Here is a 13,614-nt window from a genome sequence, read left to right on the forward strand (position 1 = left end):
AGGTTGGCCGACTGTCGCAGCGCCAAGCAGTTCGATGCGATGCATGACCTGACGCAGGCCTTGGCAAATGAAGACCTCGCAACACTGATGCCCGAAACGCAAAAAACCCCGCCGAGACGAGGTTTTTTACGATCTACCGTGAGTCGTGGTGCCCAGGAGAGGACTCGAACCTCCACGAAGTTGCCCCCGCTAGCACCTGAAGCTAGTGCGTCTACCAATTCCGCCACCTGGGCGACTCAGGGGGCGAATTGTGCAAGCTGCGCGCGTGGCTGTCAACGCATCTTTTGCAAAATTTTAGCGTCGCTTGCGATGCGCGTGACCAGGGCGGCGGCGGGGCGGCGGATGCGGGCAGCATGCGTCCGCCGCGGGGCCGCTCACGGCAACTGCGTGGCCTGCAGGGCGACCTCCACGCTTTGCACCGGTTCGCTGGCCGAACGTGCCAGCTGCACACGATACGCGCCCGCCGCGATGTTCCAGCGGCGCGCCTTGGCATCGAAGTCGGCCAAGGTCTTGGGCTCGGCCACCACCTGCACGCTGCGCTTTTCGCCCGGCTTGAGCGTGAGCTTCTGCCAGCCGATCAGGCGCAGCGGGGTGGCGTGGCCGTCGGGCAGGGTGACGTAGAGCTGCGGCACCGCGGCGCCTTCGCGCGGGCCGATGTTTTCCACCTCGAAGCTGGCGGTGAGCTGGCTGCCGTTGGCGTCCACGCGCAGCCCGCCCATGCGGAACTGGGTGTACGACAGCCCGTGGCCGAACGGGTAGCGCGGGGTGAGATTGCGTGCGGCGAACCACTTGTAGCCGACGTTGGCGCCTTCGATGGCGTAGTCGATGCTGTCTTCGCCCGGCTTGGCCGGCTTGAAGCCCAGGCCCGGAATCGAGGGGCGCGGCAGCTGCGATTCGTCCACCGGCCAGGTCACCGGCAGGTGGCCGGACGGGTTCACCGCGCCGGTCAGCAGGTTGGCGATCGCCTCGCCGCCACCGATGCCCGGGTACCACGCCTGCAGCACCGCCGGCACGCGCTCGGCCCACGGCATGCGCACCGGTCCGTTGGTTTCCAGCACCACGGTGGTCTTGGGGTTGGCCTTGGCCACCGCTTCGATCAAGGCGTCCTGGTTGTCGGGCAGGCGCATGTCCGGCAGATCCACCGATTCGGCGGCCCACTGGGTGGCGAACACGATCGCCACATCGGCAGCCTTGGCCGCGCGTGCGGCAGCTGCACGGTCCTTGCCGTCCAGGTAATCGATCTGCGCATTCGGCAACGCGGCGCGCAGCGCCTGCAACGGCGACGACGGGTGGATGATCACCGGGCCGGGCCACGTGGTCGGCGTGATGCCCGGTACCGCGTTGCCGCCGTTGATGGTGTAGTCCACGCGCGAGGAGCCGCCGCCGGACATCACGCCCTTGTCGGCGTAGCCGCCGATCACGGCAATGCGGCGCACGTCCCTGGACAGCGGCAAGGTGGCCTGCTCGTTACGCAGCAACACGCTGCCTTCCTCGGCCACATGCTGCGCAGCCAAGAGACCGGCCTTGCCGTCGATCGGCTGGCGCTGGGTCGGGTGATCGAAGGCGCCATGCGCGAACAGGCTGCGCAGCACGCGCTTGACCATGTCGTCGAAACGCGCACGCGGCACCACGCCGGCCGACACCGCCATGCGCAACGGCGCGTCGAAGAACACCGCCGCGTCGAACACTTCGCCGGCCGATTGCTGATCCAGCCCGGCCAACGCCGCCTTGGATCCGCTATGCACGCCGCCCCAGTCGGACATCACGTAACCGGGGTATTTCCATTCCTGCTTGAGTACCTGGTTGAGCAGGTAATCGTGCTCGCAGCCGTAGATGCCGTTGATCTTGTTGTACGAACACATCACCGAGGCCGGGTCGCCGACCTTCAGCGCGATCTCGAAGGCCAGCAGATCCGACTCGTGCATCGCCTGCTCGCCGATATCGGCGCTGTGGAAGTTGCGCCGCGTTTCCATGTCGTTGAGCGCGTAGTGCTTCATCGTCGACAACACATGTTCGCTCTGCACGCCGCGGATCGACTCGCCGACCATGGTGCCGGCCAGCAACGGATCTTCGCCGGCGTATTCGAAATTGCGCCCGTTGCGCGGGTCGCGCTGCAGATTGACGCTGCCGGCCAGCAACACGTTGAAGCCCTGCTGCCAGGATTCGCGGCCCATGGTCTTGCCACCGGCATACGCCAGTTGCGGGTTCCAGCTCGATGCCGTGGACGGGCCCGATGGCATCGCGGTAGCGAAGTCGCCCTTGCGGATGCCCCCCGGGTTGGTCACGCCGACACCGGCATCGGCCAGCTGCTGCGCGGGGATGCCCAGGCGCGGAACGCCGGGCACGTAACCGGCCGAGCCCAGCGCGCCTTCGGGCTTGGGAATCTTGTCCGTACCCAGGCCGAAGTAGCTGCGCAACATCTGAAATTTTTCGTCGTCGGTCATCTGCGCCAGCAAGCGGTCGGCGCGCTGGTCCGCAGTCAATGCGGTGTCCATCCACGGCTGCGACGACGGTGCGCCTTGTGCGACTGCCAGCGGTGCAGCCAGGGCAATGCCCAGGCCCATGACTACCGCCAGGACCAGGGGGCGCGGGCGGTTCTGGCGATGTGTAAACGTTTTCATATCGAGCTGTGGCACGGGGTGTCCTTGTAGTGCTGGGTCGTAACGAACGTGTGGGCACCGAAGTGCCCGAATCGGGTGGACGCGGCTATGCCGCGCTGCCGCCGCCGGAATCGGCGTGGCGGTTAGAAGCCGGTCTGCGCGGTGCGCAGGACCGGGTAGAGCTGGTAGCGCTCATCCCACGAAGAATGGCGCTTGGCGAAGAATTCCAGCCGTGCCTGCGGATCCTTGGCAAAGTCCGGGTCGCTGGCGATGCGCTGTTCGAATTGCGCCTTCAATGCGGCATCGTTGGCGAGCATGTTGCGCGCCACCTCTTCGGCGACATAGGCTTCCATGTATTCCTTGCGCTCGAACGCGGTGTTGAAAAAGCCCCACTGCAGCAGCGAATCCGGCGCCTGCGGTTCCAGCATCGCCATCACCAGGCGCGCCTTGGGTTGGGCGATCGGCACGAACAGCGAGCCGGCCGGCACGGCGCGGGTTTCATCGCGCCACTGCCCACTGACCTGCAGGTTTTGATGGCCTTCGTTGGAACGCGCTGCAGCGCTGGCCTTGTCGGCGCGGAAGGTTTGCACCTGGCGCGTGGCCGCACTGCCGATGGTCATGAAGTCGATGCCGTGCAGGCGCAGTTTTTCGCCCACCAGGGCCGCTTGCGCGGCCGGCACCAGATAGCCGCCACGCGGCGCATCCACCACCACATCGGGCGTGATCTGGTCGCGCAGCGGCACTTTCCAGATTTGCGGTGTGCGCTCGTCGTAGTGCGTCATCAACGCGCCGGAGATCGGCGACGGCGTGCGTGTGTATGCATAGCCGCGAAACGCGACCGTGCGCGCCTGCGGGCCGGCCGCAAAGCTCAACGGCTCGGATGTGCCAGCCAGCTGCATGGCGCGTTGGTCGGCAGCCAGTGCATCGGCGCGCCACTGCGTGCCATTGCGTGCAGTCTGCTGCAGCACCGACACGATGGCATTGCGGGTCACCCGCACGCGTGTGGGGTAGTCCTTCCACGAATGCGTTTCCACCAGCATGCCGAAGCGGTTGCGCAGCAGGAAATACCCGTGCGAGAAGCGTGGCGGCGAGACATCGTCGGCAAAGCCGGAGGCAGGGTCGTCTTCGTGTACGAAGGAGGGGTAGTAGGGCAGTGGCAGCGAGCCCTGTTTTTTCAGATCCGCCAGTACTGCGTCGCGCCAGCGCGTGCCGTCGCGCTGCAAGGTCGCATCGCCGGCATGCACCGGCTCCACCTGCACCGACACGTCGTGCTCGAACTTGGCGCCATCGGTGACGTGCAGGTCCACATACATCAGCGGGTCCCACTGCTGCACCAGGCGCAGCATGGCCTGCATCTCGGGCGCGTCGGCCTTGACGTAATCGCGGTTGAGATTGAGGTTCTGCGCGGTGGTGCGCCAGCCCATCTGTTCGGGGCCGCGTTGATTGGGCCGGTTCCAGGCGCCAAAGCGCTCATGACCATCGACGTTGAACACCGGCACGAATACCCACACCAGTTTGTCGAGCACGCCTTTGCCGGCCTTGCCGTCGAGCAATTCGCGCAATGCCAGGAAGCCCGCGTCCTTGCCATCGATCTCGCCGGCGTGGATGCCGCCCTGGATCAACACCACCGGCAGCTTGCGCTGCACGGCCGATTGCGCGTCGAGCGCGCCACTGGTGGAGACGACCAGGGCCTTCATCGGCCGGCCTTCCGGCGTGGTGCCGAACTGGATGCAGCGCACCGCCTGCGGGCAGCGCTGCGCAAACGCATCGCACAGCGCGATGACTTCGTCATAGCGGCCGGTCTGCACGAAGCCGCTGCGCTCGGCCTGCGTGGTCAGCGGCGCGGCGGCAAGCGCGGCAGGGGTGGAAGTCAGCAGCAACAGGCTCAGGGCCAGGCGGGTGAAGCGGGGCATCCAGCGGTCCAGTGTTCCAGGAAAACGTTTGCAATGTAGCCGAGCCGAGCGGGCAGGCCAATCTGCACTGCGGCATGGGCGGCGGCCAGCAGCGAGCGCGAGCGCCCGGTCGGCGCTGCTTTTCGCTGCGCCTCCATGCGCAATGCACAGGCGTTTGATGACATCGAACGCACCAGTGTCCTGCGCATCGGCCGTGCGGTGCGCTGTGCACGGCAGGACCGCATGGCCGGCGACGTCCTGGCGCCGGTACGATAGCGCCTGTCTACCGCTCGACCGGACCGCCTTTGACCACCTCCACCTTGCCGGGCCCTACCGCCGGTGCGCGCCTGCCGCGCCAGATTCCTTTCATCATCGGCAACGAAGCCTGCGAGCGTTTCAGCTTCTACGGGATGCGCAACATCCTGGTGCAGTTCCTGATCACCTCACTGCTGCTGCAGGAGGTTGGCGCGCCGGGCCGCGAGGCCGAAGCCAAGCACATCCTGCACAGCTTCATGATCGGGGTGTATTTCTTCCCGCTGCTGGGGGGCTGGCTGGCCGATCGCTTCTTCGGCAAATACAACACCATCCTGTGGTTCAGCCTGGTGTACTGCGCCGGGCATGCCTGTCTTGCGGCGTTCGAAGGCAGCCGCAGCGGGTTCTTTGTCGGGCTGGGCTTGATCGCGCTGGGCGCGGGCGGCATCAAGCCGCTGGTGGCCTCGTTCATGGGCGACCAGTTCGACCAGTCCAACAAGCACCTGGCCAAGGTGGTGTTCGATGCCTTTTACTGGATCATCAATTTCGGCTCGCTGTTCGCCTCGCTGCTGATTCCGTTGGCCTTGAAAAATCTTGGCCCGTCCTGGGCGTTCGGCATCCCCGGCATCCTGATGTTCGTGGCCACGCTGGTGTTCTGGCTGGGCCGCAGCCGCTACGTGCGGGTGCCGCTGCCGCCGAAAGATCCGCACGGGTTTGGCGCGGTGGTGCGGACGGCGTTGCTGGCACGCGCGCCGGGGCAGGGGCGGCCCGGCCTGGTGCTGGCCGTCCTTTCGGTGGTGGCTGCACTGGCCTGCCTGGCGCTGGTGGCCCCGCTGGGCATCGTGATCTGCCTGTGCATGGCGCTGGTGCTGCTGCTGGCCGGGATCGGCGGCGGTACCTGGTGGCAACTGGAGCGTGCACGCGGCACGCATCCGGACGCGGCCGTGGAAGGTGTGCGTGCCTTGCTGCGCGTGCTGGTGATCTTCGCGCTGGTGACGCCGTTCTTTTCCCTGTTCGACCAGAAGGCGTCCACCTGGGTGCTGCAGGGACGGGAGATGACCATGCCGGCCTGGTTCACCGCCTCGCAGATGCAGGCGCTCAACCCGTTGCTGGTGATGCTGCTGATTCCCTTCAACAACCTGGTGCTGTACCCGCTGCTGCGCCGTGGCGGCTGGGAGCCGACGCCGTTGCGTCGCATGACCAGCGGCATTGCCTTCAGTGGCGTGGCGTGGATTGCGGTCGGGGCGATCCAGGTGGTCATGGACGGCGGCGAGCCGATGCACATCGCCTGGCAGATCCTGCCCTATGCCTTGCTCACCTTCGGTGAGGTGCTGGTGTCAGCCACCGGCATCGAGTTCGCCTACAGCCAGGCACCGGCATCGATGAAGGGCGTGGTGATGAGTTTCTGGTATCTCACCACCACCGTCGGCAACCTGTGGGTGCTGCTATCGAACGTGGCGGTGCGCAACGCGACGGTGACCTCGCATATCGCCGATACTGGGCTCAGCGAGGCGGCATTCCTGATGTTCTTCTTCGCAGCGTTTGCGTTTCTGGCGGCGCTGGCCTTCGGCCTGTACGCGCGCCGTTATCGCATGGTCGACAATTACCGCTCTGCCTGAGGTCTGCATGATTACCCTGATCCTGATCGCCATCACCGGCATCGTCTCGTGGATGGCGTTCAACAACCGCAAGCTGGCCGACCGGCTGATCCTGTGGCCGCCGGCGCTGGACAAGAACCGGCAGTACGACCGGCTGGTGACCTACGGTTTCATTCATGCCGACCTGGGTCACCTGGTCTTCAACATGATCACGCTGTTCTTTTTCGGCCGGGTGATCGAGAACGTGATGACACAGCTGACCGGCAGCGTGCTGACCTATCCGCTGTTCTATCTGGCTGCGTTGGTGGTGTCGATCCTGCCCAGCTATCTGAAGAACCAGCACAACCCCAACTATTTGAGCCTGGGTGCGTCCGGTGCGGTGTCGGCGGTGTTGTTCGCCTTCATCCTGCTGCAGCCGTGGACGATCATCCTGGTGCTGTTCATTCCGGCACCGGCGATCATCTATGCGGTGTTCTATGTGGGCTACAGCCTGTGGATGGACCGCCGCGGCGGCGACCGCATCAACCACAGCGCGCATCTGGCCGGCGCGGCATTCGGGGTGATGTTCATGCTGATCATGGAGCCGCGTGTGTGGCAGGTCTTTCTGGAGCAGCTGTCCAATCCGCGCTTTGGCTGAGTGTCCGCCGGCGGCAGCGAGGCGTCCGCCAGGCAGCGATGGCCACGCACGTTGCAGCGGTGCCAATCGGCGGGTCCTGCAGACTGCGCCAGGGCCGGCACGATGGCGGCGCCAGCCCCGGCAGATGCAGCGACGCCGGCTTCAGGCCGCGTTGCGTTCCTGATCGGTGGTGCTGCCGAGCGCTGCACCCGAGGTCGCGCCATAGGCCTGCTGCAGGCGCTGGTAGACGGTATCGTTGAGTTGGGCGAAATCGGGGTTGTGGGTGTCGCCGGTGATGGCGAATTGGAACAGGCCCTCGAGCAACGAGCTGTCGCTGTCTGCGGTGTGTCCGGCCGAATCGTTGTGCATGCGGTGACTCCTCGTAGGTAAGAGGGAGCTGGCCATGCCGGAGACCGGTTGCAGCGAGCGCCTTCGAGTCAGCTATCGGCGTTGCCTGAGCGAACTTGAGAACAGGTCTGCCAGGCTGCGCGGGCGGTCACAGCGTGGGTTCATTTTCACGCAGGCGCGGCGTCGCGCTGGTCACACTTGGCAAACACTCACTGCCAGGCGCAGACCACGATGGAGGCAGCGACAGTGCACGCCGTACACGAACCGAGTCAGCAGCACTTCGTCGTAGACACCGATGGACAACGTGCCGAGCTGATCTATGACCGCGACGGTGCGCGCATGACCATCACACACACGCTGGTGCCGGACGCGATCGCAGGGCGAGGAATTGCCGCCACGCTGGTCGAGGCCGCTTTGAACTTCGCGCGCGAGCACGGGCTGACGGTGGTGCCGGCTTGCAGCTACGCCGCGGCGTACGTCCGCCGGCATCAACAATTTCAGGATCTGCTGGCCTGAGTGCCGGCAGCAGATGGTTCGATCAGGGGAGCAGGTGGGAATGGGGCGGTTGCTTGCAGTGAATGGTGTACGGGGCCTGCTGGTGCTGGCGCTGTTGGCGGGTTGTACCCAGCGCGAACCCGCCACGCCCGAACTCGCAGAACCGGCGGCCGATGCGGCCGCGAGCGCAACGCCGGCGCAGGAGCCTTTGCTGGTGCAGAGCGGCCCGCTGGAAGATGTGATCGAGCAAACGCCTGCCTACATGGTGGGCATCAGCTACCCGCGCGGGCTGGATGCGTACCCGGAACTGACCGCACTGATCCGCAACTATGCAAATGCCGCCCGCGGCGAGTTGATGGAGGCGGTGTCCGGCTTGGGTAACGACAAGCCTGCAGCGCCTTACGAGTTGTCGCTGGCTTTCGAAACGCTCGTGCAGACGGCCGATCTGATCGTCGTCTCCGCCGATGGCAGCCGCTACACCGGCGGCGCACATGGCGACCCCCTGGTGGCCCGCTTCGTGTGGTTGGTCAAGGAGCGCAGACAATTGACGGCGCAGGCCATGGTTCCCGATCCGGCGGGCTGGGAGAAGATCGGCCGCGACGTCGCCGCGCAGCTGCATGCCGCCGCAACCCAGCGCGTGGAAGCCGATCGTGTACCGGTGGAAGAACAGGCCGAGCAGGTGGCCTCTGCCGATCGCATGATTGCCGAGGGCACTGCCGCGCAGGTGGACAACTTCGCGCAGTTCGTGCCGGTGTTGAATGCCACCGGGCAGATCGCTGCAGTGCGCTTCGTGTTTCCGCCGTATCAGGTCGGCCCCTATTCGGATGGCACACAGACGGCCGAGGTGGCTGCATCCACACTCTTGCCGTGGGTCGCGCCGGAATATGCACATCTTTTCGCTCACTGAGCCGTTGCCCTGCAACCGATGTGATTGAATGGCCTGGCCATTCAGTAATGTAATCAAACGGGTGATATGAGCAGTTTCGATCAAACCGCGAACCGCGTGGACCACACCTGCGCGCGCTATCCAGCCTTTCCGCGGGAGCCGGCTGTCCTGGTGAGGTTGATCAAGCATCTCTACAAGCGTCTGCACACGCAGAGTTGCGTGCGGCTCAAGCCCTATGGGATCAGTCCGCCGGAGTACGAGATCCTGATGATGTTGTACGGCACGCCGGAGCAGGCGATCACGCCGACCGAAGTGGCCGAGGCGGCCAGCGAAAAGCCTGCCAACATCACGCGCCTGACCGACCAGCTGTGCGAGAAGGGATTGATCGCGCGCGGCAGCAGCCCGGACGATCGACGCAAGATCGTGCTGACCCTGCAGCCGGCAGGCCTGGTGCTGATCGAAAGCCTGCTGCCCGACGCATGTACGTTGTTGCATGCAGAAACCGCAGGCATGAGCGAACCCGAACAGGTACGCCTGGAAAAGCTGTTGAAGAAGTTGCTCGATGGAGTGGACGCAGTCGAGCTCTGATCAGGCAGCGTAGCGTTCGCACCCGACATCGCCTGAAACGACAACGCCGCCCGGATCGCTCCGGGCGGCGTCGTTGCCTATGCAGCGGCCATTACGGCTTGGACTGCGGCGCGTCCGGGGTGGCGCCATCGCCGCCTTGCGCGCTCAGGCCACGCTTTTCGAGCAGTGGCTCGATCTGCGGTGCATGGCCGGCAAAGTTCTGGAACAGCTCCATCGCATCCACGCTGCCGCCGCGCGAGAGCAGGGTCTTGCGGAAGCGATCGCCGTTGGCGCGGCTCAGCCCGCCGTGCTGCTTGAACCACTGCTGGGTGTTGGCATCGAGCACTTCCGACCAGATGTAGGCGTAATAGCCGGCCGCGTAACCGCCCATGATGTGGCTGAAATACGGGGTCTTGTAACGCGGCGGCACCGGCGCGTAGGCGATGCCGTCCTGCTGCAGGGCCTTGGCTTCGAACGCCATCACGCCTGCGGCATCGGGCACGTCGCTGGCGCTGACCTGGTGCCAGTTCTGGTCCAGCATTGCCGCACCCAGATACTCGGTGGTGGCAAAGCCCTGGTTGAACTTGGACGCGGCGATCACCTTGTCCAGCAGCGCCTGCGGCATCGGCGTGCCGTTCTGATAATGCTTGGCGTAGTTCTTCAGGATCGACGGCTCGTCGGCCCACATCTCGTTGACCTGCGAGGGGAACTCGACGAAGTCGCGCGGCACGCTGGTGCCGGAGAAATACGGGTATTTGACGTCGGAGAACATGCCGTGCAGCGCATGCCCGAACTCATGGAACATCGTGGTCACCTCGTCCCAGGTCAGCAGGGTCGGCTGGCCGGCCGGCGGCTTAGGAATGTTGAGGTGGTTGGCCACCACCGGCTTGAACCCGGTCAGCTCGGACTGCGACACGTAGGAGTTCATCCAGGCGCCACCACGCTTGGATTCGCGCGCATACATGTCGGCAATGAAGATCGCCAGCTGCTTGCCGTCCGCGTCGAACACATCGTAGACAGTGATGTCGTCGCGGTAGGTCGGCAGATCGGTGCGCTGCTTGAAGGTCAGGCCGTATTCCTGGTTGGCCGCATAGAACACGCCGTTTTCCAGCACGTTCTTCAGCTCGAAATACGGCTTGAGCTGCGACTCGTCGAAGTTGTACTTGGCCTGGCGCACCTTCTCGCTGTAGTAGGCCCAATCCCAGGCTTCCAGTTTGAACGTCGGCTTGCGCGCGGCCTTTTGTTCCTTGTCGATCATCGCCTGCAGATCGGCGGCTTCGCGCTTGGCGTTGGCCACTGCGGCCGGTGCCAGCTTGCCGAGCATCGCGTTGACCGCTTCGGGCGTCTTGGCGGTCTGGTTTTCCAGCGAATAGGCGGCATACGTGGGGAAGCCGAGCAGCTTGGCCTTGTCGGCACGCAGCTTCATGATGCGCGACACCAGCGCGGTGTTGTCGTACTGGCCGCCATGGCTGCCGCGCGACACCGACGCGTCGTAGATCTTCTTGCGCAGCTCGCGGTTCTTCAACTGGGTCAGCGGTGGCTGGCCGGTGGTGTTGAGCAGGGCGATCACATACTTGCCTTCGAGCTTGCGCGCCTTGGCGGCTTCGGCGGCAGCGGCAATCTGCTCATCGGACAGCCCGTCGAGCTGCTTGACGTCATCGACGACCACCGCAGCGGCATTCACCTCGGCCAGCACGTTCTGGCTGAAGGTGGTGCCCAGGTTGGCCAGCTCGGCGTTCATCGCCTTGAGCGTGGTCTTGTCCGCGTCCGACAGCTTGGCGCCATCGCGCACGAAATCGCTGTAGTACTTCTCGACCAGGCGCACGCCTTGCGCGTCCAGGCCCAGCTTGGCGCGTTGGTCGTACAGGGTCTGGATACGCGCGAACAGCTTGCCGTTGAGCGAAATCGCATCGCGGTGCGCAGCGAACTTCGCCGAATAATCGGCCTGCAACTTCTTGCGTGCGTCGTTGGTGTCGGCACCGACCAGGTTGAAGAACACCGTGGTGGCGCGGTCGAGCGTGGCGCCGCTCTTTTCCAGCGCGATGATGGTGTTGTCGAAGCTCGGCTTGGCTTTCTGGTTGGCGATCTTGTCCACTTCCTTCAGTTGCTCGGCCATGCCGGCATCGAAGGCGGGTGCGAAGTCGCTGTCGGTGATCTTGTCGAACTGCGGGTAATGCAGCGGCAGCGTGCTGTCGGCAAAGAAGGGGTTGGCCTGGGTGGCGGCCTGGGTGGCGGCCTGCGTGGTGGCGGGGGCGGCGATGCTGTAGGACGGCATGGCAAGTCCCAGGGAAGCGGCCAGGGCAAAGGCGAGGCGGGTGGTCAAGAGGGTGGCTCCAAAGTGCGAACCGCCGAGGCTACCCCAGCCGGGCAGGACAGGCGTGTGACAAAAGGCATGGCCGGCAGGGCCATTGCGCAATCACGGACGGACGCGGCCGGGTTGAGCCCGCTGGCCAGTCGACGTGATGGCGGGTTCGCTGCCTGGTTGGCGCCGCCGGACCGCGCTCGCCTGGGCGCGATGCGGGGGCGGCAATCAGCATGCACGCGCCGCAACGCGGTGCGGACCTGTGCTGGTCCGGCGATGACGTGCTGGGGGCTGTGTTCGCTCGCCGGGGTTGTCTGGCGTGGCTGCTCGGCGCCGAGGCGGATCTGCTGAAAGGCCGACACATGTGGACGGCCCCGCCATCGCGGCGCCGTGCTTCGCACTTGCACGCAAGCCTCAGCCTGCCGTGCCGCTGCCGTGCTGTACAGCCACAGCTGCGCTACGCTGCCGCTTCCCTGCGCATCCGAGCACGCCATGAGCGACCTTGCCACGTTTGAATTCACCGACCTGGACGGTCGCACCCAATCGATGCGCGACTACGTCGGCAGCGTGGTGCTGGTGGTCAATGTCGCATCCAAATGTGGGTTTACCCCGCAGTACGCGGGCTTGCAGGCGCTGTGGCAGCGGTATCGCGAACGTGGGTTGGTGGTGATCGGCTTTCCATGCGATCAGTTCGGGCATCAGGAACCTGGCGATGCGGCGCAGATCCGCCAGTTTTGTTCGCTGGATTACGCAGTGGATTTTCCGCTGTCGTCGAAGATCGAGGTCAACGGCAACGGCGCGCATCCGCTGTGGCAATGGCTCAAGCGCGAACAACGCGGCGTGCTCGGTTCCGAGGCGGTCAAGTGGAATTTCACCAAGTTCCTGATCGGCCGCGACGGCCACGTGCTGGAGCGCTATGCGCCAACCACCAAGCCGGAGGCCCTGGCTGCGGACATCGAGCGCGCGTTAGTTGAATCGTAGGAGCGCACCTGGGCGCGACGAGGCATTACCGGGAACGCTTCATCGCGCCCGGGTGCGCTCCTACGACAGTGCATGCCGGCGTCGCGGCTGCGTAAACGCCGCATCGCGCTGACGTCTCACGCGCGTCGCATCACTTCTCGACGAACGCGCGCTCGAACACGTAATGCCCCGGCGTACCGATGCGCGGCGAGGTCTGGAAACCGCGGGCGTCCAGCAGGGTACGCAGATCGGCCAGCATCTGCGGGCTGCCGCAGATCATGAAGCGGTCGTTGGCCGGATCCAGGGTCGGCAGGCCCAGGGTCTGCTGCATGCGGCCATCGGCCATCAGCTCGGTCAGGCGGCCCTGGTTGGCAAAGGTTTCGCGGGTCACCGCCGGGTAGTACAGCAGCTTGTCGCGCAGCAGGTCGCCAAGGAATTCGTGCTGCGGCAGCTCGCGTTCGAAGTAATCGCGATAGGCCAGATCCTGCACGAAGCGCACGCCCTGGGTCAGGATCACCTTGTCGAAACGCTCGTAGGTTTCCGGGTCCTTGATGATCGACAGCCACGGCGCCAGGCCGGTGCCGGTGCCCAGCAGGTACAGGTTGCGGCCAGGATGCAGGTCGCTGATCAGCAGCGTGCCGGTGGGCTTCTTGCCGACCAGCACCTTATCGCCCGGCTGGATGTGCTGCAGGCGCGAGGTCAACGGGCCGTCCGGCACCTTGATGCTGAAGAACTCCAGATGTTCTTCCCAATTGGCGCTGGCGATCGAATACGCACGCAACAGCGGGCGCGTTTCGGTCTCCAGCCCGATCATCACGAACTGCCCGTTCTCGAAACGGAAACCGGCATCGCGGGTGGTGGTGAAGCTGAAGTAGGCATCAGTCCAGTGACGGACCTCAAGCACCGTTTCGGCGCCGAAAGCGGAAGACATACCGGTAAGTGTCGTGGAAGGAGTACCTGGCAATTCTACCTCAAGCCAGCCAAATGAGAGAGGCTCTCATTTGGCTGGCCGGGATTCGGGAGTCGGGATTGGGGATTCGCAAGAGCAGATCCTGGGTTCTGGATGCAGCGGGGCTCGCGGATGAACCGGCAGCTCTT

11 protein-coding genes and 1 tRNA gene are annotated in these 13,614 nt (G+C 65.0%); 6 read left to right on the forward strand and 6 right to left on the reverse strand.

The window, feature by feature from the left end; translation table 11 throughout:
- Nucleotides 1–146: 146 nt before the first annotated feature.
- The 3 genes from RZV17_RS07300 to RZV17_RS07310 form a co-directional block, all read right to left on the reverse strand.
- Nucleotides 147–233 (reverse strand) — tRNA-Leu (locus tag RZV17_RS07300).
- A 141-nt stretch (nt 234–374) separates the two neighbouring features.
- Nucleotides 375–2,564 (reverse strand): glycoside hydrolase family 3 C-terminal domain-containing protein, encoded by a 2,190-nt coding sequence (locus RZV17_RS07305; protein ID WP_355609240.1) that lies wholly within the window; start codon nt 2,562–2,564, stop codon nt 375–377.
- A gap of 179 nt (nt 2,565–2,743) precedes the next feature.
- Nucleotides 2,744–4,513: a M14 family metallopeptidase gene (locus RZV17_RS07310; protein WP_355608275.1), complete on the reverse strand. Its 1,770-nt coding sequence runs from the start codon at nt 4,511–4,513 to the stop codon at nt 2,744–2,746.
- Nucleotides 4,514–4,797: 284 nt separating this feature from the next.
- Between RZV17_RS07310 and RZV17_RS07315 the strand changes: the two genes are divergently transcribed.
- Both RZV17_RS07315 and RZV17_RS07320 read left to right on the forward strand, forming a co-directional pair.
- Complete coding sequence (locus RZV17_RS07315; protein ID WP_166743275.1) at nt 4,798–6,363, forward strand: oligopeptide:H+ symporter; 1,566 nt, start codon at nt 4,798–4,800, stop codon at nt 6,361–6,363.
- A 7-nt stretch (nt 6,364–6,370) separates the two neighbouring features.
- Nucleotides 6,371–6,979, forward strand: a complete 609-nt coding sequence (locus RZV17_RS07320; protein WP_039414461.1) for a rhomboid family intramembrane serine protease — start codon at nt 6,371–6,373, stop codon at nt 6,977–6,979.
- Between the two features lie 141 nt (nt 6,980–7,120).
- On the opposite strand, the gene RZV17_RS07325 is transcribed toward RZV17_RS07320, so the two are convergent.
- Nucleotides 7,121–7,327 carry a hypothetical protein gene (locus tag RZV17_RS07325; protein ID WP_104579981.1) on the reverse strand — a complete coding sequence of 69 codons (207 nt, stop codon included), beginning with the start codon at nt 7,325–7,327 and terminating at the stop codon, nt 7,121–7,123.
- Nucleotides 7,328–7,537: 210 nt separating this feature from the next.
- Here RZV17_RS07325 and RZV17_RS07330 point away from each other — a divergent pair, with 210 nt between their 5' ends.
- The 3 genes from RZV17_RS07330 (at nt 7,538) to RZV17_RS07340 (ending at nt 9,275) form a co-directional block, all read left to right on the forward strand.
- Entirely contained in the window at nt 7,538–7,822 is a 285-nt protein-coding gene (locus tag RZV17_RS07330; protein WP_166750639.1) for a GNAT family N-acetyltransferase, read from the forward strand.
- A 40-nt stretch (nt 7,823–7,862) separates the two neighbouring features.
- On the forward strand, nt 7,863–8,708 hold the full coding sequence (locus RZV17_RS07335; protein ID WP_355608278.1) for a hypothetical protein: 846 nt from the start codon (nt 7,863–7,865) through the stop codon (nt 8,706–8,708).
- A gap of 66 nt (nt 8,709–8,774) precedes the next feature.
- A complete protein-coding gene (locus RZV17_RS07340) occupies nt 8,775–9,275 on the forward strand; it encodes a MarR family winged helix-turn-helix transcriptional regulator (protein ID WP_184440076.1) in 501 nt (166 codons plus the stop codon).
- Between the two features lie 91 nt (nt 9,276–9,366).
- Here the strand turns inward: RZV17_RS07340 and RZV17_RS07345 are convergent, their stop codons facing one another.
- Nucleotides 9,367–11,577 carry a M3 family metallopeptidase gene (locus RZV17_RS07345; RefSeq protein ID WP_355608282.1) on the reverse strand — a complete coding sequence of 737 codons (2,211 nt, stop codon included), beginning with the start codon at nt 11,575–11,577 and terminating at the stop codon, nt 9,367–9,369.
- Between the two features lie 471 nt (nt 11,578–12,048).
- On the opposite strand from RZV17_RS07345, the gene RZV17_RS07350 reads away from it, so the two are divergent.
- Nucleotides 12,049–12,537 (forward strand): glutathione peroxidase, encoded by a 489-nt coding sequence (locus RZV17_RS07350; RefSeq protein ID WP_355608285.1) that lies wholly within the window; start codon nt 12,049–12,051, stop codon nt 12,535–12,537.
- Between the two features lie 130 nt (nt 12,538–12,667).
- Here RZV17_RS07350 and RZV17_RS07355 read toward each other — a convergent pair whose 3' ends face one another.
- A complete protein-coding gene (locus tag RZV17_RS07355; RefSeq protein WP_039414483.1) occupies nt 12,668–13,447 on the reverse strand; it encodes a ferredoxin--NADP reductase in 780 nt (259 codons plus the stop codon).
- Nucleotides 13,448–13,614 lie beyond the last annotated feature (167 nt).

Source organism: Xanthomonas cannabis, from assembly GCF_040616535.1.
Lineage (GTDB): Bacteria > Pseudomonadota > Gammaproteobacteria > Xanthomonadales > Xanthomonadaceae > Xanthomonas > Xanthomonas cannabis.

Bases quoted from the DNA above. Each gene is read 5' to 3' on its own strand.
- RZV17_RS07305 (WP_355609240.1), bottom strand. From the start codon at position 2,564: ATGGGCCTGGGCATTGCCCTGGCTGCACCGCTGGCAGTCGCACAAGGC.
- RZV17_RS07310 (WP_355608275.1), bottom strand. From the start codon at position 4,513: ATGCCCCGCTTCACCCGCCTGGCCCTGAGCCTGTTGCTGCTGACTTCC.
- RZV17_RS07320 (WP_039414461.1), top strand. From the start codon at position 6,371: ATGATTACCCTGATCCTGATCGCCATCACCGGCATCGTCTCGTGGATG.
- RZV17_RS07325 (WP_104579981.1), bottom strand. From the start codon at position 7,327: ATGCACAACGATTCGGCCGGACACACCGCAGACAGCGACAGCTCGTTG.
- RZV17_RS07330 (WP_166750639.1), top strand. From the start codon at position 7,538: ATGGAGGCAGCGACAGTGCACGCCGTACACGAACCGAGTCAGCAGCAC.
- RZV17_RS07335 (WP_355608278.1), top strand. From the start codon at position 7,863: ATGGGGCGGTTGCTTGCAGTGAATGGTGTACGGGGCCTGCTGGTGCTG.
- RZV17_RS07340 (WP_184440076.1), top strand. From the start codon at position 8,775: ATGAGCAGTTTCGATCAAACCGCGAACCGCGTGGACCACACCTGCGCG.
- RZV17_RS07350 (WP_355608285.1), top strand. From the start codon at position 12,049: ATGAGCGACCTTGCCACGTTTGAATTCACCGACCTGGACGGTCGCACC.
- RZV17_RS07355 (WP_039414483.1), bottom strand. From the start codon at position 13,447: ATGTCTTCCGCTTTCGGCGCCGAAACGGTGCTTGAGGTCCGTCACTGG.